This window comes from Streptomyces sp. NPDC057900, from assembly GCF_042887885.1.
Classification (GTDB): Bacteria; Actinomycetota; Actinomycetes; order Streptomycetales; family Streptomycetaceae; genus Streptomyces.
The window spans coordinates 338614-360974 of sequence record NZ_JBHVOI010000002.1 but is presented as its reverse complement, the minus strand read 5'-3'; the positions used below and the strand labels follow the sequence as shown (position 1 = coordinate 360974).

Genomic DNA, 22361 nt, shown 5'->3' with positions numbered 1-22361 from the left:
GCGGTCCGTGAGGTCCAATGGCCGCATGACCGACGCATCCGCATCCGCCTCCACCGCCCAGCGCGCCTTCCGTGAGCTGCTCCACGCCCAGCGCGTGTGGGACATCGAGCTGCCCGCCTTCGACCCCGCCGCCGCGCCGCGGGCCCCGCTCCCCCTCTTCCACGGCTGGTTCGCGGAGGCGGTGGCCGCCGGGCAGACGGAGCCGCACACCATGACCCTGGCCACCGCCGGCGCGGACGGGCTGCCCGATGTGCGGACCCTGATGCTGCACGACGCGGACGAGCGCGGCTGGCACTTCGCCACGCACGCGGGAAGCGCGAAGGGCCGCCAGCTCGCGGCCCGCCCGCATGCCGCGCTCGGCTTCTACTGGCCCGCGCAGGGGCGGCAGGTACGGGTACGGGGTCCGGTCACCGCGTGTTCCGCCGCCGAGAGCCGGGCCGACCTGCACGCCCGTTCCACCGGCGCGCTGGCCTCCGCGCTGGTGGGGCGGCAGAGCGAGGTGCTCGGCTCGACGGGCGAGCTCGACCGGGCCTCGGACGCCGCCTGGCAGCGGGCCCGGACGGAGCCGGAGGCCGAGGTGACGAGCTGGACGCGTTATGTCGTCGAGCCGTACGAGGTCGAGTTCTTCCAGGGCGACGCGCGGCGGCGGCACGTCCGGCTGCGCTACCGCCGGGAGGCCGGGGCGGCGGAGGCGGCGGAGGCGGCGGGAGCCCCTGGTCCCACCGGAACCGCCGGGGCCACCGGGACCGCCGGGGCCTGGCAGCGGGAGCTGCTCTGGCCCTGACGGCACCCTCGGCTGTCGCCGCCTCCCGGTCGGTCAGTTCACCGTGATCGCCTGCACCGGGCAGGCACGGGCCGCCTCGCCGACCATCGGCCCGCCGAGGGCGTCGTCACCGGGCTCGGGCAGCAGCTCGCTGAACCCGTCGTCGTCCTGGGTGAACACCTTCGGCGCCGCGAGCGCGCACTGGCCCGCGCCGATGCACACGTCCTTGTCGATATCGATCCGCATCTCAGCAGAACCGCCCTTCCGATCGGTTTCCGTCACCACGTCACGGGGAGTTCCAGCAGCCCCTGGATCGTGTCCCCCGGTTTGAACGGGACGTCGTCCGCGGGGACCGCCAGCCGCAGACCGGGGAGCCGCTCGAAGAGGGCGGGCAGCGCGATCTCCAGTTCGGCCCGCGCCAGGTTCTGGCCCAGGCACTGATGGATGCCGAACCCGAACGCCACGTGGTTGCGCGCGTTGCGGCCGAGGTCCAGCTCGTCGGGCGAGGGGTACACGGACCCGTCCCGGTTGATCACCGACGTGGACAGGAGGACCCCGTCCCCCGCCCGGACGGTCACCCCGCCCACCTCGATGTCCTCGACCGCCACCCGCGACAGCCCGTCCGCGATGGACAGGAACCGCAGCAGCTCCTCCACCGCGGCGGGCATCCCGCTGCCGGGCCCGTCACCGGTGGAGGCACCGGCCGCCCGCATCAGGGCCAGCTGTTCCGGGTGCTGGAGAAGGGTGAAGGTGCCGAGCGAGATCATGTTCGCGGTCGTCTCGTGCCCCGCGACGAGCAGGATCTCGGCCAGCCGCACCAGCTCCTCGGTGTCCACCGCACCGGTCTCCAGCTGCTTGACGATGAGCTCGTCCAGCAGCCCCTCGCCGGGGGCGCGCCGCTTGCGCTCGATCAGGACCCGGAAGTACTCGTCGAGGGCGTCCCGCGCGGCTTCGACGTCGGAGGCCTCCGGGCCCCGGAGCAGCTTGCGCGACTGCGCCTCGAAGAACTCGTGGTCCTTGTAGGGCACCCCGAGCAGCGCGCAGATGACCATCGAGGGCACCGGCAGCGCGAAGGCGCTGACCAGATCGGCCGGCGGCCCCTGCTCGACCATCGCGTCGAGGAGGCCGTCCACGGTCGCCCGGATCTGCGGCCGCAGCGCCGCCGTCCGCCTGACCGTGAAGCTCGGGATCAGCATCCGGCGCTGGGCGTTGTGCTCGGGATCGTCGACGCCGATCAGTTCCACCCGGCGCTGGGTGGTCTCGGCCTGCCGCTTGGCGAACAGCGGGAACTCGGGGTGTTCCCGGTCGGACGACAGCCTGGGGTCCGCCAGGAGCGACCGCGCCTCGGCGTGACCGGTCACCAGCCACACCGTCCGGCCGGTGTAGATACGGACGGGGGTCACCGCCTGCTGCCCCCGGGTCTCACTCGGATAGCCCGTCGGCGGGTGGTACGGGCAGCTGCGGTTCTGCGGAAAATCGATCGTCGCGGTCTGGGTCTCGATGTCGGTCTCTGCCATGGAGGACCTCGCAAAGAAGGGGGGAGTCCTGCCGATCACCCACCACTAGATGCCCTAGGCACCTAACTGGGCTAGGCGTTGTTCGGCCAAATACCGCGTACCGGACGCGCCCGCCACGGCTCATTACGTTCCGCCCTTATCCGATTTCAACCGCCGAGGAGCACTATGGGAAGCAGATGAGGACTGGAGGTCACCCATGACCCGAACCCGTAGCCGGTACGCCTCGGACCGCGGTCTCACCACGCGCATGGTCACCACCATGTTCCTGATCGGCCTGCTGTACGTGGTCCTGGTCGGCGTACTGCTCGCCGTGCTGCGCGGTGCCTGGCCGATCATCCTGATCATTACCGGCGGCATGTTCATCGCCCAGTTCTGGTTCAGCGACCGCATCGCCGCCTTCAGCATGGGCGCCCGTGAGGTCACCCCGGAGGAGGCGCCGGAACTGCACGGCGCCATCGACCGCATCTGCGCCCTCGCCGACATGCCCAAACCCCGGGTGGCGATCTCGCAGAGCGACGTACCGAACGCCTTCGCCACCGGCCGCAGCGAGAAGACGGCCCTCGTCTGCGCCACCACGGGGCTGCTGCGCAGACTGGAGCCCGAGGAACTGGAGGGCGTACTCGCCCACGAGATGTCGCACGTCGCGCACCGTGACGTCGCCGTCATGACGATCGCCTCGTTCCTCGGCGTACTCGCGGGCATCATCACCCGGGTGGCGCTCTGGGGCGGCTTCGCCCGCAACAGCCGCAACAACGACCCCATCGGCATCGCGATCATGCTCATCCCGCTGGTCAGCGCCGTGGTCTACGCCCTGAGCTTCCTGCTGACCCGCCTGCTGTCGCGCTACCGCGAGCTGTCCGCCGACCGCACCGCCGCCCTGCTCACCGGCCGTCCCTCGGCCCTGGCCTCCGCCCTCACCAAGGTGAGCGGCCAGATGGCCCGGATCCCGACGGAGGACCTGCGGAAGGCGGAGCCGTACAACGCCTTCTACTTCGTCCCGGCCTTCTCCTCCAAGGAGAGCCTGAGCCGGCTGCTCTCCTCGCACCCGACCCTCGAACAGCGCCTCGACCAGCTCTCCCGCATCTCCGCCGACCTCTCCCGCCCGTAAGGAGCCTCCGTGGGTCTGCTCGACACCATCCTGGGCCGCAGCAAACCGGTCCGCCCCGACCTGGACCAGCTCTTCGCCGTCCCGTCCGCCGCCCTGACCCTCCAGGCGGCGACGGGCTTCGTCCCGACCGGCCTCGGCTCGGTGTGCTTCGCGGGCGTGGAGGGCGGCACGTTCGCCCGTATCCAGCAGGACGTACGGGAGCTGCTGGACGCCGACACCGCGCACGGCGGCATCCCGGTGGAGTTCAGCCGGGACTCCTACGGCTACACCTGGCTGCTCGCCCGCCAGCCCGCAGAGGACACCGCCGCCCTGGTCAACGACCTGCACGCGGTCAACACCCTGCTCCAGGACGGCGGCTTCGGCCCGCAGCTGCTCTGCTCCCTGATCGCCTTCCGCGACGACCAGGACCGCCCCCTGGCCCTGGTCTACCTCTACAAACGCGGCACCTTCTACCCCTTCGCCCCGGTCCCGGGCAGCGGCGAGAAACGCGACAACCAACTGGAGCTCCAGGTCCGGTCCGCCCTCGGGGACGACCTCCGCGTGGAGAAGGACCTGGCCCGCTGGTTCCCGGTGTGGGGGGCGCCGGGGCTGTGATCAGCCCTCAGCCATCGGAGTCCGCGCGGGTGAACACGTGGAACCGCCCGATCGGCTCGAAGCCGCGGCGGGTGTACCAGGCGTGCGGCCAGTCGTCGGGGTCGGCCAGGAGGAAGAACAGGCCGCAGTCCGACGCGTGCCGCAGAGCGGCGGCGAGGAGCGTGTCCGCGTAGCCGCGCCGGACGTGGGTGTCGGCGGTGACGACGTCCTCGATCTGGGCGATCCCCCGGGAGGCGTCGCGGTGTACGTCATGACGAGTTCGGTCACGTGGGTGTACCCGGCCGCGGTGAGGGCGGGTGCGCAGTCGGTGCCGGTGCTGTCGTCGAGCACCGTGATCTGGCGGTGGCGCAGGTGGCCGAGAGCCGTCTCGGCCAGGGCGGGGAGTCCGGCGGGGTGCGGTGACCGTTCGAGCACGAGCTGGTTGTGCTCGTACGACGCGGCGTACGCCGGGTCCAGGACGACCAAGCCGCCGGGAACCTCGTTCACGACTGCGGCCTGCCGCCTGGCGAAGGACAGGCGGAAGGCCGCGACGCGCTGAAGATCTCTTACCGGCATCCGGGCAGCCTAAGGATCAACGCCTTCCGGCACGACCGCATTTACCTCCGCCCGACCGGTCACAGCTCCGTCGTGCGGCTCGCAGGACCGGTGCGAAGAAACCCGTCCATCCCTCTGGCGCAGAATTTCTACCACATGGTAAGTATTTGTGGTCGCCCGCCGAGAGCCGTGCGGTCGGCGCGCCGCTGACGAAGGGAACGAGAGTGGAGAGCATCACCAAGAACAGGCAGACTCCCGAGGTGCTGCGCGCCATGATCGAGCGCGCCTACGGAGCCGGGCAGGTCCCGGCCGGGGACGGGTGGGCGAGTGAGCTGGGGCACGGCTGGTTCAACGTCGCCTACCGCATCCGCCTGCGCGACGGCGCCGAGGTCGTCCTGAAGATCGCCCCGCCGCCCGCGGTGGAGGTGATGACCTACGAGCACGGCGCCATGTCGATCGAACTGGCCACGCTGGACCTGCTGAGGACGCATACCTCCGTACCCGTCCCCGCCGTCCACTTCGCCGACCGGAGCCGCGAACTGTGCGACGCCGAATACTTCTTCATGCCGTACATCGACGCCGACAACCTCGGCATCATCGAGGAGGCGCTTCCGGCGGCCGAGCGGGACGCCCTGATGGAGCAGCTCGGCACGTACAACCGGGAGATCAACTCCGTCCGCGGCCCGCACTTCGGCCCGCTGGCCGGGCCCGGCCACGCCACCTGGCGGCAGGCGTTCACCACGATGACGGAGAACGTGCTCGTCGACGGCGAGCGTCGCGGCGTCGATATCGGCTGGGAGTACGACACCGTGCGCGCGGCCGTGGCCGCGCACGCCGACAGCCTCGACGAGGTCACAGAAGCCCGTCTGGTGGAGTGGGACCTGTGGGCCAGCAACGTGATGGTCCGCGACGGGAAGATCGTCTGCATCATCGACCACGAACGCGCCTTCTACGGCGACCCCTTGATGGAGGCCGGTTTCACCGGCACCCAGCTGGCCGCCTTCGGCGACCCGGCGTCCTTCATGCACGGCTACGGTCACGCCGGGCTGACCGGGACCGAGCAGACGCGCCGCCGCCTCTACGGCCTCTACCTGGTACTGATCATGGTCATCGAGACCGTGTACCGCGGGCACACCGACAGCAAGCAGTACGACTGGGCCCGCCTCCGCCTCGACGAGGCCATGGCGCTGCTCGGCCACACCCGCCGGTGACGTCCGCACAGGCCCCGGCCGTCACCGACCACACGACCCGGCTCGGCACCGAGCCGGTGGGCCGGCTGCTGTGGCGCGCCTGCACCCAGACCACCGCCGCGGTAGGCGTGTACGGCGTCTACGCCCTCACCAACGCCTGGTTCGTCGGCCGCGGCGTGGGCGACACCGCCATGGCCGCGGTCAACCTGGTGGCCCCGCTCCTGCTGCTCCTCGGCGCGGTGTCCACCACCGTCGGCGCGGGCGGCGCCTCCCTGATCTCCCGCGCCCTGGGCACCGGGGACCACCGGGCCGCCGCCCGCGCGGCGGGCAACTCCTTCGCCCTGTTCTGGGCCTGCGCCGCGGCCACCACCGCACTCGGCCTGGCCTTCCTGGACCCGCTGCTCGCCCTGCTCGGCGCCACCGGCGAACTGGGCGCGACCGCCCGCCCCTACGCCGTGGTGCTGCTGTGCGGGGCCCTGGTGTCCACCGGCTTCTCCAGCCTGGTGCGGGCCGAGGGCCGCATGGGGTTCTCGACCCTGCTGTGGCTGGTGCCCGTCGCCGTACAGATCACCCTGGACCCGCTGCTCATCTTCGGATTCGGCATGGGGGTACGGGGCGCCGCGCTCGGCACCGTCGGCGGCCAGGCCGTCTCCGCCGCGATGAGCCTGTGGTTCTTCTTCGTACAGAGGCACCGCCCCTACCGCGTCGGCCCGCGGGACCTGTTGCCCCACGGCCCGACGCTGCGAGCGCTGCTCGGCGTCGGCCTGCCCTCGTTCCTGGCCGGTACCGGTGTCACGCTGCTGGCCGTCCTCGTCAACTCCACTCTCACGGCCGCCGGTTCGGCCACCGCGCTCGCGGCCTACGCCGTCTGCGCCCGCCTCCAGACCTTCGTGATGATGCCGCACACCGGCATCAGCCAGGGACTACAGCCGATCGTCGGCTACAACACCGGCCGCGGCCTGCCCGGCCGGGCGCTCAAGGCCCGCAACTACTCGCTTCTCGCGTCCGTGCTGTACGGGCTGGTCACCGCCGCCGCCCTCGCCGCCCTGGCCCGCCCGCTGGCCGGCCTCTTCCTCAACGACGCCGACACCATCGCCACCGCCGGACAGGCGCTGCCGGTCATCGCGATCGGGCTCACCGTCGCCGGAATCGGCCCACTGGTGGCGGCCTACGCCCAGTCGCTGGGCCGCCCGGCACCCGCGTACCTCATCTCCATCGGCAGCCTGCTCCTGATCAAGGTCCCCCTGATCGCCACCCTCGGCCGGCTCGGCACCACCGGGGTCTGGACCGCCCTGGCCGCAGGCGAGGTGGCCACGGCGGCTGTCGCCCTCCTGCTGCTGCGACGCCTCCACGGAGCTACGTCAAAGGCTCCTTGAGGAGCTGCTCCAGGTGGGCACGGAGCACCCCGGCCATGTCCACCTCGTCCGGACTCGTCAGCCACTGCACCTGCAACCCGTCCATCAGCGCCACGAACCCGGCCGCCGCCACCCGGGGATCGACACCCTCCCGCAACGCCCCCTGCTCCGCCAGCTCCCGCAACGCCCGGTGCACGTACTCCCGCGTCGTCCCGTAGTGATCCGTGAAGTACTGATGCGCGGGATGGTCCTCGGCGAACGCCTCCGCCGCGAGGCGTACGTACAGCTCCACAATCCCCGGATGCCCGGCGTTGTGATCGGCCAGAGCCACCAGATGCCGCACCGCCGCCGTCGGTGAGTACTCCTTCGGTCCGAGCCGTGCGTTGTCCTCCTCGTCGCGGCGCTCCAGCACCGCCGCCAGCAGGGCCTCACGGCTGGGGAAGTAGTAGTGGAGGCCCACGTGGCTGAGACCGGCGCGCTTGGCGATCTCCCGCAGCGAGGCGCCGTGATAGCCGACGTCCGCGTAGACCTCCGCGGCCGTCGTCACGATCTGCTCACGGCGCGCCCGCCCTTTCGCATACCCACGCGAAGAGGCAGGCACCTTGGCTTCCGCATCAGACATGCCCCCCATCATCGCAGCGGCGATGACCGGAGGCTCCGTGGCCGCGGAGCCTCCGCACTGCGCGGTGACGGCGCACTCGTACCGGAGGAGTGAGCGGCCGGGCTGCGGGGTCTCCGTATTATCAGGTGCATGACTGCAGAGCCCTCGCCATCCGCCGGCCGCATGCGTGCCTCCGACGCCGACCGCGAGGCGGTCGTGGAACTGTTGCGGGAGGCTGCGGCCGACGGGCGTCTGGACCTCGATGAGCTGGACACCCGGCTGGGTCACGCGCTCGCGGCCAAGACCCGGGGCGAACTCGTACCGCTCACCGACGACCTCGGGCCCGCCGTGTTCGACCCCGGCGAACCGCTGACCCTCAAGGGCGGCATCCACGGTGCAGAGCGCACGGGCGTGTGGAAGGTGCCGCCGAGGATCGTCGCGTACGGCGGCCTGGGCGGCGTGCGCCTCGACTTCACGCGGGCGGAGTGCCGGCTGCGCGAGATCGAGGTGGACGTGGACGGGCAGATGGCGGGCGTGCGGATCGTCGTCCCGGTCGGCTGGAAGGCGGAGACCGATGCGCTGGACCTCGGTTTCGGCGGGCTGAAGGACAAGACCGAGGGGGACCACCGGCTGCCGGGCACCCCGGTCATCCGGCTCACGGGGACGTGCGGCGCGGGCGGCGTCGTCATCCGTAACCCCAACCTCCGCGAGCGGCGCAGGCAGCGCAAGGGCCTCGCGCGCTGAGCCTGGACTCCGGACGGGCCACGCCGCCCGGACGGCTTACGCGGGCCGGACCGTGAGGATCTGCTGGGCCTGGCCGACCGGTCCGTGGATGTCGTGCAGGACGGTGCTGGTGATGCCCTGGCCGGTGGGTCCGAAGACGACGGTGGTGTCGAGTCCGGTCCAGCCGCCCTCTGGCTGGCGCTGGAGGTGGATGGTCAGGTCGACGTTGGGGAACGTCCAGGCCGTGGGGGGCTGGCGTACGGCGATGCCGTTGGCCGTGTCGACGAGCGCGACGTAGGACGCGAGCGGCGTGGCGGCCTCGCCCGCGACCAGGTCGAGGGGGGTGGAGATCCACGCGGCCGTGCGGCCCGGCGTGGGCGGCGCGAGCGGGCGGACGTCGATGGACGCGATGTAGCCGCCGGGCCAGAGGTCCGCCATGCGCCAGGGGGCGAGCGTTTCCGGGGCCGCGAGCCTGTCGGCCTGGCCCCCGGCGACCGGGGCGGTGTCGATGGCGGCGAGGCACCAGGCCCTGGCGCGTACGACGGGGCGGTCCGCGATCAGGGCGACGGCCTCGACCAGTTCGATGGTGCGGCCGGGCCGGATGGTCTCGACCCGGATCTCGCACTCGTCCAGGGCGAGCCGTCCGAGGATGTCGAAGCTGATCCGGGACAGCAGCAGCCGCTCACCCGGCCGGTCGGCCAGATGGTGGTCGATGGCGTGGACGATGAGGCCGCCGAGCGGGCTGAAGTGCACTTCGTCCGTGCTCCACGCACCGCCCGCGTGGGCGGTGGGCTTGAAGCGGTGGTCGTCGATGCGCTCGTAATAGCTGCCCGTGTTCATGGAGTGCGTCCCTCGCGGCCGTACGGATCAAGGAACCTCACCCTGCCACCCGCCCGGTCACCGGTCGGCGGCCGGGTCCCTCAGGCAGGTCCTGCGGCACCGGGGTGCAGGACGATCTTTCCCACGTGCTCCCTGCGGGAGAGCGCGTCCTGCGCCTCCGCGGCCCGGTCCAGCGGGAAGGCCGCGGCGATGACGGGCTGGACCTCCGCCCGACGGGCCAGGTCCATGAGGAGGGCGAAGTGCCGGCGCGTGTGCATCGCGGACCCGATGAGCTGGGCGTTGTGCAGGTAGAGACGGCGCACGTCAAAACTCACGCCGTAGCCGCCGAGTGCGCCCGCGATGACCCACCGGCCGCCCTCGCGCAACTGCGGCAGCCCCTCACTCACGAGTTCGCCGGCCACGACGTCGAGCGCGACGTCGATGCCTTCCGGGGCGGCGGCGCGGAGCTGTCCGGCGATGTCTCCCGCACGGTCGACGACCGCGTGCGCCCCGGCCGCCCGCACCGCGTCGATCTTGGGTCCGCTGCTGATGGCGAGGACCCGCGCGCCGCGCGCACGGGCGATCTGCACCAGCGCGAGGCCGACCCCGCCGGACGCCCCAGAGACCAATGCGGTCTCCCCCTGCCGCAGCCGGCCCCGTTCGATCATGCCCAGCGCCGTGCCGTAGGCGGTCGGGAGCGTCGCGAGCTGGTCGTCCGTGAGCGGGGAATCCGTCACGTCGTGCACCTGCTCCACCGGCGCGGTCACGTACTCGGCGTACCCGCCGTCGCGCTCGCTGCCCATCAGGCCCACCGGGTTGGCGTCCGGCCCCTCGCTGTCGTAGATCGCGGGGTCGACGACCACGCGGAGTCCGACGAGGCTGCCCGCCACTCCGGGCCCGACGGCCACGACGCGGCCGGCCACGTCGGCACCCTGGATCCGGGGGAAGTCGACCGGACCGCGCCAGCCCGACTTCGCGCCCGGGTCCCCGGGGCGCCCGTAGGCACCCTCCCGCGTCCACAGATCGGTGTTGTTCAGGGCCACCGCGGCGACCCGGACCAGCACCTCTCCTGCCCGAGGGGCGGGGACGGGGACCTCCGCCGGCTCAAGGACCTCCGGCCCTCCGTGCCCCGTGATTCGCACCGCTCGCATGACCTGGGACTCACCCATCGCTTGAACCTCCTCGCAGGTATACTGATCTGTGAACACGTTCCACCGTACACCGATCAGTGAAGAGGCTCGCAGTGACGGTTCCCGCAGGGCACGAACTCACGGGGCAGCACCCCTCGGGGGCGGCGGCACGGCCCGTGACGGCGGCCGGTCTCCGCATCGTGGCGGCCGCCGAGGAGTTGTTCTACGAGCGCGGGATCACCGCGGTCGGGGTGGACCTGATCGCCGAGCACTCGGGGGTGACCAAGCGGACCCTGTACAACCGGTTCGGTTCGAAGGACAACCTCGTGGCGGCCTATCTCACGGGCCGCGACCAGCGCTGGCGGGCGCTCGTCCGTACCGCCGTCGACTCCAGCGGCACTCCCGCCGAGGCCGTCACCGCACCCTTCGACGCGCTGCGGACCTGGAGCGGGGCCAACACCCGCGGATGCGCCTTCATCAACGCACTGGCCGAACTTCCGGACCCCTCGCACCCCGCACACCGCATCGCCGCGAACCAGAAGCTGTGGCTGCTGGACCTGTTCAAGGAACTCGCCACCGACGCGGGCTGCTCGCACCCGGACACCCTCGCCGCCCAACTCCTCGTGCTGCACGAGGGCGCCGTCGCCACCCAGCCCCTCCCGTTCGACGGCTTCCCGGAGAGCATCGCCCTGGCGCGGGCCCTGGTCCGGGCCGACGTACCGCCCGGCCGGTAGGGCGCGTCCGGCGAGGCGCCCCCGGTCAGCCGCCGGGCCGGAACACCGCCACCGCCTCGCGCCCCTCCTCCTGCCGGAACGTCACCCGCAGCTGCATCCCGATGGCGAGCGCGGACTCCTCGCACTCCACGACCTCCGTCATCATCCTCGGCCCCTCCGCCAGGTCGACGACGGCCGCGACGTACGGCACCCGGCCGCCGAACGGGGGCAGGTCGTTGCGGTGGACGACGGACCAGGTGTAGAGCGTGGCCCGGCCGCAGGCCCGTTCCCAGTCGACGTCCTCGCTCCAGCAGTGCGGGCAGAACTCGCGCGGGTAGTGGTGCGCCCGGCCGCAGTCCCGGCAGCGGCGCAGCAGCAGGTGGCCCTCGGCGGCGGCGTCCCAGTAGGGGCGGGTGGACGCGTCCGGCTCGGGCAGGTCGTAGCGGGGGGCCGGCGGGGGCCCGGCGGGAGCGGCGGCCGGGGTGGTGGAGGTGGCTGGTCCGGTGGCTGGTCCGGTGGCGGTCACAGGAAGAGTCCGATCGCGTGGTCGAGGGACCAGGTCTGCCAGGACATCGCGAACAGCGCGACGAGCGAGCCGAGCGCCATCATCGCGTTCTGCCCCTGCTCGGCCCAGTCGTGGATCATCAGCACCAGATAGAGCAGGTTGAGCAGCAGCCCCGCGATCAGCGCGACGGGGGTCAGCAGGCCGGTCACCAGGCCGAGGCCCAGGGCGAGTTCCGCGTAGACGACGACGTACGCCATCGCCTTCGGGCGCGGTGCGACGACCTTCTCGAAGCCGCTCCGGACCACCGGCCAGCGGTGCTTGGCCGCGACGTCGGCGGCCCAGGCGATGCCGGTGCCGCGCTCGAACCAGCCCTTCTTGTCCTTGTGCCGCCAGCTCTCCAGCCACCACAGGCCGAGGCCTATCCGGAGCACGGCGAGCCACTGGGCTCCGTCGAGCCAGATCGTCCGCATGGGGCCCTCCCGTTCACGTAATCTGACGGTACGTCAGTTCACCTGATGGCGACGGCCCGCGCAAGGGGTGCGCACCCCCGGCCGATGCCCGGGTGTGGACCCGTGATCAATTCGCAATCGATTCCGGTCTTGACCGAGACCCATCAACAGGGCGCGCGATTACGCTCCAAACCATGCCCGACAGCACATCTGCCCCCGGTAGCCCCATTCCGGCCTCCGTCACCCGCACGGAGGACCGGCCCGTCTACGTCATCGGCGGCGGTCCGGGCGGTCTCGCCGTCGCGGCGGCCCTGCGCGCACAGGGCCAACGGGCCGTCGTACTGGAGAAGTCCACGGACGTCGGCGCGTCCTGGCGGCGCCACTACGACCGGCTGCACCTGCACACCACCCGGCGCTGGTCGTCCCTTCCGGGGCTGCCCATGCCCCGCCGGTTCGGCCGCTGGGTCTCCCGCGACAACGTGGTGCGGTACCTGGAGAAGTACGCCGAGCACCACGAGCTGGAGGTGGTGACCGGCGTCGAGGTCTCCCGCGTCGACCGGGCGCCGGACGGGACCGGGTGGCGGCTGACCGCGACCGGCGGGCGCGAGCTGACCGGGCGGGCGGTGGTCGTGGCCACCGGCTTCAACCACACCCCGCGCATCCCCGACTGGCCCGGCCGCTCCACGTTCACCGGCGAACTCGCGCACGCCGCCGAGTACCGCAACCCGGCCCCCTACGCGGGCAAGGACGTCCTCGTCGTGGGCGTCGGCAACACCGGGGCCGAGATCGCCGTCGACCTGGTGGAGGGCGGGGCGGCACGGGTACGGCTCGCGGTGCGCACCGCTCCGCACATCCTGCGCCGCTCCACGGCGGGCTGGCCCGCCCAGGGCACCGGCATCCTGGTGCGCCGGCTGCCGGTCGCGCTCGTCGACCGGGCCGGGGGCCTGCTGACCCGCGTCTCGATGCCCGATCTCGCCGAACACGGGCTGCCCCGCCCGGACACCGGCCTGTACTCGCGGGTCAAGGACGGGGCCATCCCGGTCCAGGACGTGGGGCTGATCAAGGCGGTGAAGGACGGCCGCGTGGTGCCGGTGGCGGCCGTCGAGTCGTTCGACGAGGACGCGGTGGTGCTGGCCGACGGGTCCCGGATCACCCCGGACGCGGTCATCGCGGCGACCGGCTACCTCCGCTCCCTGGAGGGGCTGGTCGGCCACCTCGGGGTGCTGGACGCCCGCGGCCGGCCCGTCGTGCACGGCGGCCGTACGCCGAAGGAGGCCCCCGGGCTGTACTTCACCGGCTTCACCAACCCGATCAGCGGCATGCTCCGCGAGCTGGCCCGGGACGCGGAGAAGATCGCCAGGAAGCTCGCCCGCAGGGGCTGAACCCGAGGCTTGGGCCAGGCCCGCCCCTGGGCGCGCGGTCGCGCGGGGCTTGGGCCAGGCCCACCCCTGGGCGCGCGGTCGCGTGGGCGCCACCCTGCCCTCAATCGCCGGGCGGGCTCGAAGGGGCGGACCCCGCCCCGTGGGGGCACCCGTGGTGGGTGACCCGGGGGCGGGAGCTCGGTGGCAGGGGCTCGTGTCCGGACCCGTTCCGGTGCCGTGTCGGCACTCGCGGAACCGCCACTCTCAGCCTTTGCCTGCACACCCATTCCTGACGGGCCGTCAGTTCAGTAACCTGACACGGCGTCAGCTCATGACGCCGGCCGGGCAGCGCGAGCGCCGGGGACCTTCGAGCAGGAGTGGGCGGAACGATGCTTGGATCGACTCACGGCACCCTCACCACCGACTTCCGCGCCAGGGTGGTGGCCTGCGGCGAGGAGCCGCACGCCGCCGTCCACAGCATGACGGCGGCCGCCGCGGAAGGCGATCTCGACGTCAGCGGCCGTCCGCTGCACGCGGCCGTACCGGATCTGGACCGGTTCTTCCGGCCGGAGTCCGTGGCTGTCATCGGCGCGTCCGACACCGACGGCCGGCCCAATACCGGCATCACCCGGCAGCTGATCGCCTGGGCCGAGCGCGTCGGGGCGCGGCTGTATCCCGTGCACCCCACGCGGGAGTCCGTCTTCGGGCGGCCCTGCTCTCCTTCCGTGTCCGAGCTGCCGGAACAGGTCGATCTGGCGGTACTGCTGGTCGGTGACCCGCTCCCGGTGATCGAGGAACTCGCGCACGCCAAGGTGAGGTTCGCCGTCGCCTTCGCGTCCGGTTTCGCGGAGACCGGGGCGGAGGGCGCCGCCGCGCAGGCCCGGCTGGCCGCCGCGGTGGAGCGGTCGGGGCTGCGGCTGCTCGGGCCGAACACCAACCTCAACGCCTTCGAGGAGTTCCGGGACGACCTGGAGGGGCCGGCGATCGCGCTGATCACCCAGTCCGGCCACCAGGGGCGCCCCGTCTACACCCTTCAGGAGCTGGGCGTGCGGCTCTCGCACTGGGCGCCCACCGGCAACGAGGCGGACCTGGAGACCTCCGACTTCATCTCGTACTTCTCCCAGCGGCCCGAGGTCGGGGCCATCGCCTGCTACGTGGAGGGGCTCAAGGACGGGCGCTCCTTTCTGCTCGCCGCCGACCGGGCCGCACGCGCCGGTGTCCCGGTGGTGGCGGTCAAGGTCGGGCGGACGGAGACGGGGGCCAGGATGGCCGCTTCACACACCGGCAAACTGACCGGCGCCGACCAGGTCGTCGACGCGGCGATGCGGCAGTTCGGCGTGATCCGGGTGGACGGTCTCGACGAACTCCAGGACACCGCGGCCCTCCTGGCACGGGCGCGCAAGCCGCTGGCCGACGGGGTCGTGGTGTATTCGATCTCGGGCGGCACGGGCGCGCACTTCTCCGACCTGGCGACCGCGGCGGGCCTGGACATCCCCGTCCTCTCCGAGGAGAAGCAGGCCGAGCTGTACACCTGGATACCCGACTACCTGAACGTGGCGAACCCGGTCGACAACGGCGGTCACCCGGTGGGTGACTGGCGGGGCCGGAAGATCATCGACGCGATACTCGCGGACCCCTCGGTCGGGGTGCTGATCTGTCCGATCACCGGCCCCTTCCCGCCGATGAGCGACAGGCTCGCGCAGGACTTGGTCGACGCGGCGGAGGCCACGGACAAGCTGGTGTGCGTGGTGTGGGGTTCGCCGGTCGGCACCGAGGACGCCTACCGGACGACGTTGCTCGGCTCCTCGCGCGTCGCCACCTTCCGTACCTTCGGCAACTGCATCACCGCGGTGAAGGCCTATCAGGACCACCACCGCTTCGCCGCCTCCTACCGCTCCCCCTTCGACGAGGCGCCGCGCACGCCGTCGCCCTCCTTCCGCAAGGCGCAGGCACTGATGCGTCCGGGCCACCAGCTGAGCGAGCACGCGGCGAAGCAGCTGCTGCGGGCGTACGGAATCCGGGTGCCCCGCGAGCAGTTGGTGACCAGCGCCGCGGCGGCCGTCCGGGCGGCCGGGCTCGTCGGCTACCCCGTCGTCATGAAGGCGTCCGGCGCGCGGCTGGCCCACAAGACCGAACTGGGCCTGGTCAAGGTCGGGCTCACCTCCGCCAGCCAGGTGCGGGACGCCTACCGCGAGCTGACCGACATCGCGCGCTACGAGGACATCGAGCTGGACGGGATCCTGGTCTGCCAGATGATCGAGCGGGGCGTCGAGATGATGGTCGGCGTCACGCAGGACGCGCTGTTCGGCCCGACCGTGACCGTCGGGCTCGGCGGCGTACTGGTCGAGGTGCTGCACGACGCGGCGGTGCGGGTGCCGCCCTTCGGCGAGGACCAGGCGAGGGCGATGCTCGGCGAACTGCGCGGCCGGGCCCTGCTGGAAGGGGTGCGCGGCGGGGCGCCGGTGGATGTGGACGCGCTCGTCGAAGTGGTGCTGCGGGTGCAGCGGATGGCCCTGGAACTGGGCGATGACCTGTCCGAGCTGGACATCAACCCGCTGATGGTGCTGGGCCGCGGGCAGGGCGCGGTGGCGCTGGACGCACTCGCGGTCTGCCGCTGACCGGCGCGCCGGCCGACTCCCCCGCCGCGCCCGCCACCAACCCCTCGCCCTGCCCCGCCACCTGCTCAGGAGCTGCCCCATGCCGTCCTCCCCCGAAGACACCACCGACCACACCGACCACCACGACCCGTCCGGATCGCCTGATTCATTGATACTCCACGCCACTGACAACGGCGTCTCGACGATCACCCTCAACCGCCCGGAGGCGATGAACGCCGTCACCTGGGACCAGCGCGAACGCGTGATCGCGCTGCTCGCGGAGGCCTCCGCGGACCCCGGGATCAGGGCCGTCGTCCTGACCGCCACCGGCCGGGGCTTCTGCGCCGGTGCCGATCTGCGGGGCGCCCCGGCGACCGGCGACCGGGTGCCCGGCGATGTCGCCCGGACGATCCGGCTGGGCGCCCAGCGCCTGATCGCCGCCGTCCTGGACTGCGAGAAGCCCGTCATCGCGGCGGTCAACGGCACGGCGGCCGGTATCGGGGCCCATCTCGCGTTCGCCTGCGATCTGGTGCTGGCGGCCGAGTCCGCGAAGTTCATCGAGGTGTTCGTGCGCCGCGGCCTCGTGCCGGACGGCGGTGGCGCGTACCTGTTGCCCCGGCTGATCGGGCCGCAGCGCGCCAAGGAGCTGATGTTCTTCGGGGACTCGCTCCCGGCCCGGGACGCGGAGCGCCTGGGGCTCGTCAACCGGACCGTGCCGGACGAGGAGCTGGCGGCGACCGCGCGGGCCTGGGCCCAGCGGCTGGCCGAGGGCCCCACCCGTTCGATCGCCCTCACCAAGCAGCTGGTCAACGCCTCGCTGGACGCCGACCGCGCCACGGCGTTCGCGGCGGAGGCGATGGCCCAGGAGATCAACATGACCACGCGGGACGCCAACGAGGGCGTGGCGAGCTTCGTGGAACGGCGAGCCCCGAAGTACCGCGGGATCTAGCCCGCATTGACCCTGCCCCTGCCGGGGCCGGCGGACGCGTGACGACTCAGCGTAGCCGTCACCGAGCCACGCGTCGTCGACAGGCGGGCGGCGCAGTGCCTGACGAAGGCCGAGGAACGGTCCGCACCCCTTCCCATCTGACGCCTCGTCAGTTCTAATCGAAGAGTGATGGGACACGCAGGCATGGCCGCAACCGCCGTCCGCTACCTCAGGTCCGTCGGCGCCGCGACGGCCGTCGCTCCGGTGCCGGTCGATCCACTGCCGCGCCCGGCCCTGCGGGCCGTCGCAGATGACGAGCGGCTGCCCGTGGACCCGGGTGAGTTCCGCCGGGTGCTGGGGCACTTCGCGAGCGGGGTCACCATCGTCACCGCGCACGATCCGGACGGCAGCGACGGCACCGGCGGCACCGGCCGTACTGACGGCACCGGCGGTCCGGCGGGGTTCGCCTGCCAGTCGTTCGCCTCGCTCTCGCTGGATCCGCCGCTGGTCACGTTCATGGTCGCCCGTACGTCGACGACCTGGCCGCGCATCGCCCGCGCCGGGGCCTTCTGCGTCAACATCCTGGGCGCGGAGCAGGGCGCGCTGTGCCGGGCCTTCGCGGTGAGCGGGGCCGACAAGTTCGCCGGGGTGGCCCACTCCCCCGCGCCCGCGACCGGGTCGCCCCTGCTGGACTCCGTGCCCGCCTGGGTCGACTGCCGCATCCAGGCCGTCCACACCGGCGGCGACCACCTGATCGTGGTCGGCCGGGTGGAGGCGCTGGGGGCGGCGGACGAGGACGGCGGGGACGGGGACGGGCCGTTGCTCTTCCACCAAGGGGCGTTCGGGCGCTTCAGCCGCTGAGCGCACCCGGTCACAGGACGACGGAGGCCGCCGGGCTCCGCCGGATCACCAGTGCCATCAGCGCGGCCGTCGCGCACAGGGCCCCGGACGCGTACCAGACCATGTCGTACGAGCCGAAGTGGTCGCGGGCGACCCCGCCGAGGAACGCCACCAGGGCGGCGCCCACCTGGTGGGAGGCCAGGACCCAGCCGAAGACGATCGCGCTGTCCTCCCCGTACTGCTCCCGGCACAGGGCCAGCGTCGGCGGGACCGTGGCGACCCAGTCCAGGCCGTAGAAGACGATGAAGAAGACCATCGGCGGGTGCACGGTCGGCGCCATCAGCATCGGCAGGAACAGCAGCGAGATCCCGCGCAGCGCGTAGTAGACGGCCAGCAGCCGGCGGGCGTCGAAGCGGTCGGTGAGCCAGCCGGAGAAGACCGTGCCGATGATGTCGAAGATCCCGATGACCGCGAGCAGCGAGGCGGCGGCGGTGATGGGCATGCCGTGGTCGTGCGCCGAGGGCACGAAGTGCGTACGGATCAGGCCGTTGGTCGAGGCGCCGCAGATCGCGAAGGTCCCGGCCAGCAGCCAGAACGGTCCGGTGCGGGCGGCGTCGAACAGGATGCGCAGGGTCCGGCTCGCCGCGCCCCGGGCGGGTGCGGGCTTGTCCGCGTACTCCCCGCCGTACGGGGCCAGGCCCACATCGGCCGGGTGGTCGCGCATCAGGAGCCAGACGAACGGGACGACGGCCAGGGCCGCGAGCGCGACGGTCACCGAGGCCGGGCGCCAGCCGTGCCGGTCGACGATCCAGGCGCAGAGCGGCAGGAACACCAGCTGACCGGAGGCGCCCGCCGCAGTGAGGATGCCGGTGACCAGGCCCCGGCGGGCGACGAACCAGCGGTTGGTGACCGTCGCGGAGAAGGCCATCGCCATCGAGCCGCTGCCGAGGCCGACGAGCACGCCCCAGTAGATCAGCAGCTGCCAGGCCGCCGTCATCCAGACGCTGGCCAGCGCCCCGGCGGCGACCGCGCTGAGCGCGACGACCACGACCCGGCGGATGCCGAACCGGTCCATCAGCGCCGCCGCGAACGGGGCGGTGAGCCCGTACAGCGCCATGTCGACGGAGACCGCGAGGCCGATCTCCCCGCGCGACCAGTCGAACTCGGCGTGGAGCGGGTCGATGAGCAGTCCGGGAAGGGAGTTGAAGGCCGCGCCGCCGATGATCGTCACGAAGGTGACGGCGGCGACGATCCACGCGCGGTGGATCCGGGGACGGGGCCGCACCTCGGAGGCGGTCCGCCGGCGGGCGTCCGGGGCGGGAGATCTCGTTGTCTGGGGCACGTCACTCAGCATCCGGCCACCGCCACCTCCCCCACGAGTGGCCCGAGGGACACTGTTCGCAGGAATCGGGCCACGCCGCTCGACCGGAGCGCGTACGCTCTCCAGCTCCGGCGGCTCGCACGCCCGAACACCCGAACGCCCTTACGCCCGTACGGGCGGCATCCGGGGGTACGGAACCGAGCCGCTTCCGTCCACGCCCTCGGGGGGCCTCATGTACTGGGTCGCACGCCAGAGATTCCACCACCGCTCCGCGCTGATGCAGGGATGGGGCGTCGCGCTGCTGCTCGCCGCCGCCGCGTTGTGGGTGTGGCTGGCGGTCCTGCTGGTGGACCAGCGGGACGCGTACTGCTACGGCACGGTGTCCAACTGCGAGTTGATCACCGCCTGGCCCCAGCAGCTCACCCTCCTGGCCGTGTCCGCGCCGCTCTCCCTGCTCGGGGCGGCGCTGCTCGTCGGCGGGAGTGTGCGCCGGCAGACCAGCGCACACATCCTCCAGGTCATCGAGATGCAGAAGTCCGAGGACCGGGCCCGATCCGGCGGGAAGTAGCCGCCAGGACAGCCCAGACGGCCGCCGCGCCCACCGCGTACCAGAGCAGGTCCGGCGCGTTGAACGTCGAGCCCAGCACCAGCCGCGCCACCCCGCTCCGCCGGGACAGCTCCGCCGGCACCCCGGTCAGCTGGAGCAGCTCGACGGCCCAGCTGACCGCCAGCCCCGTGCCCGCCACCACCACCGGCCGGGCGCGGGGGGCGCACAGCGCGACGAGGGCGCAGATCAGGACCGTATAGAGCGCGTCCCCGGCGTACTTGGCGAGATCCCCGTCCGCGACGGTACGGACGCCGAGCCCGGCCGCGACCGTGACCACGGCCGCCCCCGCCGCCACGGCCCGTGCCGGAACGCGGCCCCTCATCCGATCCGCTCCAGCCGCCTGATCGGCCGGGCCCCCAGCAGCACGCCCACCGCCAGCAGGTTGATCACGGCCCCGGCCAGCAGCACCTCCGGTGCGCCCACCCGGTCCGCGACCGGGCCCGCCAGCGCCCGGCCCGCCGCCAGCATCAGCAGCGATCCGGCCACGTCGTAGGCGTGCAGCCGGTTCAGCGCTTCCGGCGGCACCTGTGTCTGGACGGTCGTCGACCACATCACCAGCCAGAACGCGAACGCCGCGCCCGCGATGAACTGCCCCGCCCCCAGCGCGGACACGGGCAGCCCGAGCCCCAGCGCCAGCAGGTTCACGCACACCCCGGTCAGCGCCACGGCCCCCGCCGCCAGCGGGCGGCGCGGCCGCAGCCGCAGGGCGAGCAGCCCGCCGACGACACTGCCCGCGCCGTTCACCGCCATCATCGCGCCGTACGTCCCCGAGCCGTGCGCCTCGGTCACCTCGACGGCGGTCAGCGGGAGCATCGGGCCGAGCACGGCGAAGCCGTACACCGTCCAGATCGCGATCACCCCCCACAGCCAGCTGCGCGCCCGGAACTCGCGCCATCCGTCGACCAGTTCGGCCACGAACGTGCCGCGCCGCGCGTCGTCGGACGGGGCCGGGGCCAGCCGCAGCAGGAAGAGGCAGACACCCGAGACCAGGAACGTCGACGCGTTCGCCGCGTAGACCGCGCCCGCGCTCGCGAGGCCGACGAGGACGCCCGCGAACGCCGGGCCCGCCATCGTCATCAGCGCCTCCGAGACCCGGAGCACGGCGTTGGCGCGCTGCACGTCGGAGGAGACCCGGGGCACGGTCGAGGCGACGCCCGGCTGGAAGAGCGCCGCCCCCACACCGGCCACCGCGCTCAGCGAGTACACCGCCCACAGCGGCGGGTTGCCGACCGCGAAGGAGACCGCGAGCGCGGAGGCGCCGATCAGCCGCAGCGTGTCGGCGATGATCATCATCCGGCGCGGCGTGAACCGGTCCGCGAGTACGCCGCCGAAGAGGACGAACAGCGCCAGCGGCCCCATCCAGGCCGCCAGCGCGTACCCCACGGAGGAGTGCGGGCGCCCCGCGCCCAGCAGGCCCGCCGTGAGCGCCACCGGGATCATTCCGTCCCCGAAGAGCGCCGCGGTCCGGGCGACGAAGAAGAGCCGGAAGTTGCGGTTCCAGAGGGGTTCGGCCCCGGCGGGCGGGTACGGCAGCGGGGGCAACTGGGACAACGGGGACGCGGGGGACAAGGGGGACGCGGGGGACGCGCGATCCGCGGCGGGAATGCGCGCGCGGTCTGCTGACTTTTCCTTCACACCGATGACATGTATCAGCTTATGGTCTATACCAGCTAGTGGTGAAGGGAGTCCGCAGTGCCGCACCGAGTCGTCGTTCTCGCCCTCGATGGGCTGCTCCCCTTCGAACTGGGCATCCCGCAAAGGATATTCGGCCGTTCCCTCGGATCGGAGCCGCTCAACCGGGGCGAGAAACTCTATGAGGTCGTGACCTGTTCGGTCCGCCCGCCCGGCCTCGTCCACACCGACGCGGACTTCACGATCACGGTCGAGCACGGACCGGAGGCCCTCGCCACCGCCGACACGGTGGTGATCCCCGCCAGCTACGAACTCGGCCCCGTCTACTCCGAGGGCCGGCTCACCGACGAACTCGCGGCCGCCTTCGCGTACATCAGGCCCGGCACCCGGATGGTCTCGATCTGCACCGGCGGCTACGTCCTCGCCGCCGCCGGGTACCTCGACGGGCGCCCCGCCACCACCCACTGGTCCTCCGCGGACCACTTCCAGGCGCTGTTCCCCGCGGTCCGGGTCGACCCCGACGTCCTGTTCGTCGACGACGGCGACGTCCTGACGTCCGCCGGGGTCGCCGCCGGGATCGACCTCTGCCTGCACATTGTGCGCCGCGACCACGGCACCGCCGTCGCCAACGACGTCGCCCGGCGCACCGTCGTACCGCCGCACCGCGACGGCGGCCAGGCACAGTACATCCAGCGCCCGGTCCCCGACGCCCAGATCGCCGGCACGACCACCGCGCGGGCCTGGGCGCTGGGGCGGCTGGAACGGCCGATCCTGCTGCGCGACATGGCGCAGCAGGAGTCGATGAGCGTACGGACGTTCACCCGGCGGTTCCGTGAGGAGGTCGGGATCAGCCCGGTCCAGTGGCTGACCCAGCAGCGGGTGGAGCGCGCCCGTCAGCTGCTGGAGTCCACCGACCTGTCGATCGACCAGGTCGCCAGGGACGCCGGTTTCGGCACGCCCACCTCGCTGCGGCAGCACCTCCAGGCGGCGCTGGGGGTGTCGCCGACGACGTACCGCCGGACGTTCCGGGCGACGGCGGGAGACCGCTGCTGAGCGGCCTCCCCACCCCGGGAC

At 72.5% G+C, this 22361-nt stretch carries 24 protein-coding genes; 13 read left to right on the top strand and 11 right to left on the bottom strand.

Features of this window, described 5'->3' with window-relative positions; translation table 11 throughout:
- Positions 1-25: 25 nt before the first annotated feature.
- Complete coding sequence (locus ACFVQ0_RS08840; RefSeq protein ID WP_390086013.1) at positions 26-784, top strand: pyridoxal 5'-phosphate synthase; 759 nt, start codon at positions 26-28, stop codon at positions 782-784.
- Between the two features lie 33 nt (positions 785-817).
- Here ACFVQ0_RS08840 and ACFVQ0_RS08835 read toward each other — a convergent pair whose 3' ends face one another.
- Positions 818-1009, bottom strand: a complete 192-nt coding sequence (locus ACFVQ0_RS08835) for a ferredoxin (RefSeq protein WP_390087729.1) — start codon at positions 1007-1009, stop codon at positions 818-820.
- A gap of 32 nt (positions 1010-1041) precedes the next feature.
- Positions 1042-2280 carry a cytochrome P450 gene (locus ACFVQ0_RS08830; RefSeq protein ID WP_390086011.1) on the bottom strand — a complete coding sequence of 413 codons (1239 nt, stop codon included), beginning with the start codon at positions 2278-2280 and terminating at the stop codon, positions 1042-1044.
- 196 nt (positions 2281-2476) lie between these two features.
- Here ACFVQ0_RS08830 and htpX point away from each other — a divergent pair, with 196 nt between their 5' ends.
- Together htpX and ACFVQ0_RS08820 are read left to right on the top strand one after the other, a co-directional pair.
- A complete protein-coding gene (htpX, locus tag ACFVQ0_RS08825) occupies positions 2477-3388 on the top strand; it encodes a zinc metalloprotease HtpX (protein WP_390086009.1) in 912 nt (303 codons plus the stop codon).
- A gap of 9 nt (positions 3389-3397) precedes the next feature.
- Positions 3398-3982, top strand: coding sequence for a hypothetical protein (locus ACFVQ0_RS08820; protein ID WP_389207502.1), 585 nt, complete (start codon positions 3398-3400; stop codon positions 3980-3982).
- Between the two features lie 7 nt (positions 3983-3989).
- Here ACFVQ0_RS08820 and ACFVQ0_RS08815 read toward each other — a convergent pair whose 3' ends face one another.
- Positions 3990-4196, bottom strand: a complete 207-nt coding sequence (locus ACFVQ0_RS08815; protein WP_390087727.1) for a hypothetical protein — start codon at positions 4194-4196, stop codon at positions 3990-3992.
- A 544-nt stretch (positions 4197-4740) separates the two neighbouring features.
- Between ACFVQ0_RS08815 and ACFVQ0_RS08810 the strand changes: the two genes are divergently transcribed.
- Together ACFVQ0_RS08810 and ACFVQ0_RS08805 are read left to right on the top strand one after the other, a co-directional pair.
- On the top strand, positions 4741-5727 hold the full coding sequence (locus ACFVQ0_RS08810) for a phosphotransferase family protein (protein ID WP_390086007.1): 987 nt from the start codon (positions 4741-4743) through the stop codon (positions 5725-5727).
- Positions 5724-7082 (top strand): MATE family efflux transporter, encoded by a 1359-nt coding sequence (locus ACFVQ0_RS08805; RefSeq protein WP_390086006.1) that lies wholly within the window; start codon positions 5724-5726, stop codon positions 7080-7082. The genes ACFVQ0_RS08810 and ACFVQ0_RS08805 overlap by 4 nt, the downstream gene beginning before the upstream one ends.
- Here ACFVQ0_RS08805 and ACFVQ0_RS08800 read toward each other — a convergent pair.
- Positions 7063-7683 carry a TetR/AcrR family transcriptional regulator gene (locus tag ACFVQ0_RS08800; RefSeq protein ID WP_390086004.1) on the bottom strand — a complete coding sequence of 207 codons (621 nt, stop codon included), beginning with the start codon at positions 7681-7683 and terminating at the stop codon, positions 7063-7065. The two genes, ACFVQ0_RS08805 and ACFVQ0_RS08800, sit on opposite strands and share 20 nt — an antisense overlap.
- 129 nt (positions 7684-7812) lie before the next feature.
- Here ACFVQ0_RS08800 and ACFVQ0_RS08795 point away from each other — a divergent pair, with 129 nt between their 5' ends.
- Positions 7813-8406, top strand: coding sequence for a DUF1707 domain-containing protein (locus tag ACFVQ0_RS08795; RefSeq protein ID WP_390086002.1), 594 nt, complete (start codon positions 7813-7815; stop codon positions 8404-8406).
- A 36-nt stretch (positions 8407-8442) separates the two neighbouring features.
- On the opposite strand, the gene ACFVQ0_RS08790 is transcribed toward ACFVQ0_RS08795, so the two are convergent.
- Positions 8443-9225, bottom strand: a complete 783-nt coding sequence (locus tag ACFVQ0_RS08790) for a thioesterase family protein (RefSeq protein ID WP_390086000.1) — start codon at positions 9223-9225, stop codon at positions 8443-8445.
- Positions 9226-9305: 80 nt separating this feature from the next.
- Entirely contained in the window at positions 9306-10373 is a 1068-nt protein-coding gene (locus tag ACFVQ0_RS08785; protein WP_390085998.1) for a zinc-binding dehydrogenase, read from the bottom strand.
- Between the two features lie 137 nt (positions 10374-10510).
- Here ACFVQ0_RS08785 and ACFVQ0_RS08780 point away from each other — a divergent pair, with 137 nt between their 5' ends.
- A complete protein-coding gene (locus ACFVQ0_RS08780) occupies positions 10511-11068 on the top strand; it encodes a TetR/AcrR family transcriptional regulator (protein WP_390087725.1) in 558 nt (185 codons plus the stop codon).
- A 25-nt stretch (positions 11069-11093) separates the two neighbouring features.
- On the opposite strand, the gene ACFVQ0_RS08775 is transcribed toward ACFVQ0_RS08780, so the two are convergent.
- Positions 11094-11483, bottom strand: a complete 390-nt coding sequence (locus ACFVQ0_RS08775; RefSeq protein ID WP_390087723.1) for a Zn-ribbon domain-containing OB-fold protein — start codon at positions 11481-11483, stop codon at positions 11094-11096.
- An 86-nt stretch (positions 11484-11569) separates the two neighbouring features.
- Positions 11570-12022, bottom strand: coding sequence for a DoxX family protein (locus ACFVQ0_RS08770; RefSeq protein ID WP_390085997.1), 453 nt, complete (start codon positions 12020-12022; stop codon positions 11570-11572).
- A 173-nt stretch (positions 12023-12195) separates the two neighbouring features.
- Here ACFVQ0_RS08770 and ACFVQ0_RS08765 point away from each other — a divergent pair, with 173 nt between their 5' ends.
- The 4 genes from ACFVQ0_RS08765 to ACFVQ0_RS08750 all read left to right on the top strand — a co-directional run bounded on the left by ACFVQ0_RS08765 (position 12196) and on the right by ACFVQ0_RS08750 (position 17748).
- Positions 12196-13383, top strand: a complete 1188-nt coding sequence (locus ACFVQ0_RS08765) for a flavin-containing monooxygenase (RefSeq protein ID WP_390085995.1) — start codon at positions 12196-12198, stop codon at positions 13381-13383.
- A gap of 368 nt (positions 13384-13751) precedes the next feature.
- Complete coding sequence (locus ACFVQ0_RS08760; RefSeq protein WP_390085992.1) at positions 13752-15980, top strand: acetate--CoA ligase family protein; 2229 nt, start codon at positions 13752-13754, stop codon at positions 15978-15980.
- 79 nt (positions 15981-16059) lie between these two features.
- Positions 16060-16908 (top strand): enoyl-CoA hydratase/isomerase family protein, encoded by an 849-nt coding sequence (locus ACFVQ0_RS08755; RefSeq protein ID WP_390085990.1) that lies wholly within the window; start codon positions 16060-16062, stop codon positions 16906-16908.
- 183 nt (positions 16909-17091) lie between these two features.
- Positions 17092-17748: a flavin reductase family protein gene (locus tag ACFVQ0_RS08750; protein ID WP_390085988.1), complete on the top strand. Its 657-nt coding sequence runs from the start codon at positions 17092-17094 to the stop codon at positions 17746-17748.
- Positions 17749-17758: 10 nt separating this feature from the next.
- Here ACFVQ0_RS08750 and ACFVQ0_RS08745 read toward each other — a convergent pair whose 3' ends face one another.
- Entirely contained in the window at positions 17759-19081 is a 1323-nt protein-coding gene (locus ACFVQ0_RS08745; protein WP_390085986.1) for an MFS transporter, read from the bottom strand.
- 199 nt (positions 19082-19280) lie between these two features.
- Between ACFVQ0_RS08745 and ACFVQ0_RS08740 the strand changes: the two genes are divergently transcribed.
- A complete protein-coding gene (locus ACFVQ0_RS08740; RefSeq protein WP_390085984.1) occupies positions 19281-19616 on the top strand; it encodes a hypothetical protein in 336 nt (111 codons plus the stop codon).
- Here the strand turns inward: ACFVQ0_RS08740 and ACFVQ0_RS08735 are convergent.
- Together ACFVQ0_RS08735 and ACFVQ0_RS08730 are read right to left on the bottom strand one after the other, a co-directional pair.
- Positions 19567-19977: a DUF2809 domain-containing protein gene (locus ACFVQ0_RS08735; protein WP_390085983.1), complete on the bottom strand. Its 411-nt coding sequence runs from the start codon at positions 19975-19977 to the stop codon at positions 19567-19569. The two genes, ACFVQ0_RS08740 and ACFVQ0_RS08735, sit on opposite strands and share 50 nt — an antisense overlap.
- Positions 19974-21206: an MFS transporter gene (locus ACFVQ0_RS08730; protein WP_390085981.1), complete on the bottom strand. Its 1233-nt coding sequence runs from the start codon at positions 21204-21206 to the stop codon at positions 19974-19976. Before ACFVQ0_RS08730 ends, ACFVQ0_RS08735 begins: the two co-directional genes overlap by 4 nt.
- 141 nt (positions 21207-21347) lie before the next feature.
- Here ACFVQ0_RS08730 and ACFVQ0_RS08725 point away from each other — a divergent pair, with 141 nt between their 5' ends.
- A complete protein-coding gene (locus ACFVQ0_RS08725; protein WP_390085979.1) occupies positions 21348-22340 on the top strand; it encodes a GlxA family transcriptional regulator in 993 nt (330 codons plus the stop codon).
- Positions 22341-22361 lie beyond the last annotated feature (21 nt).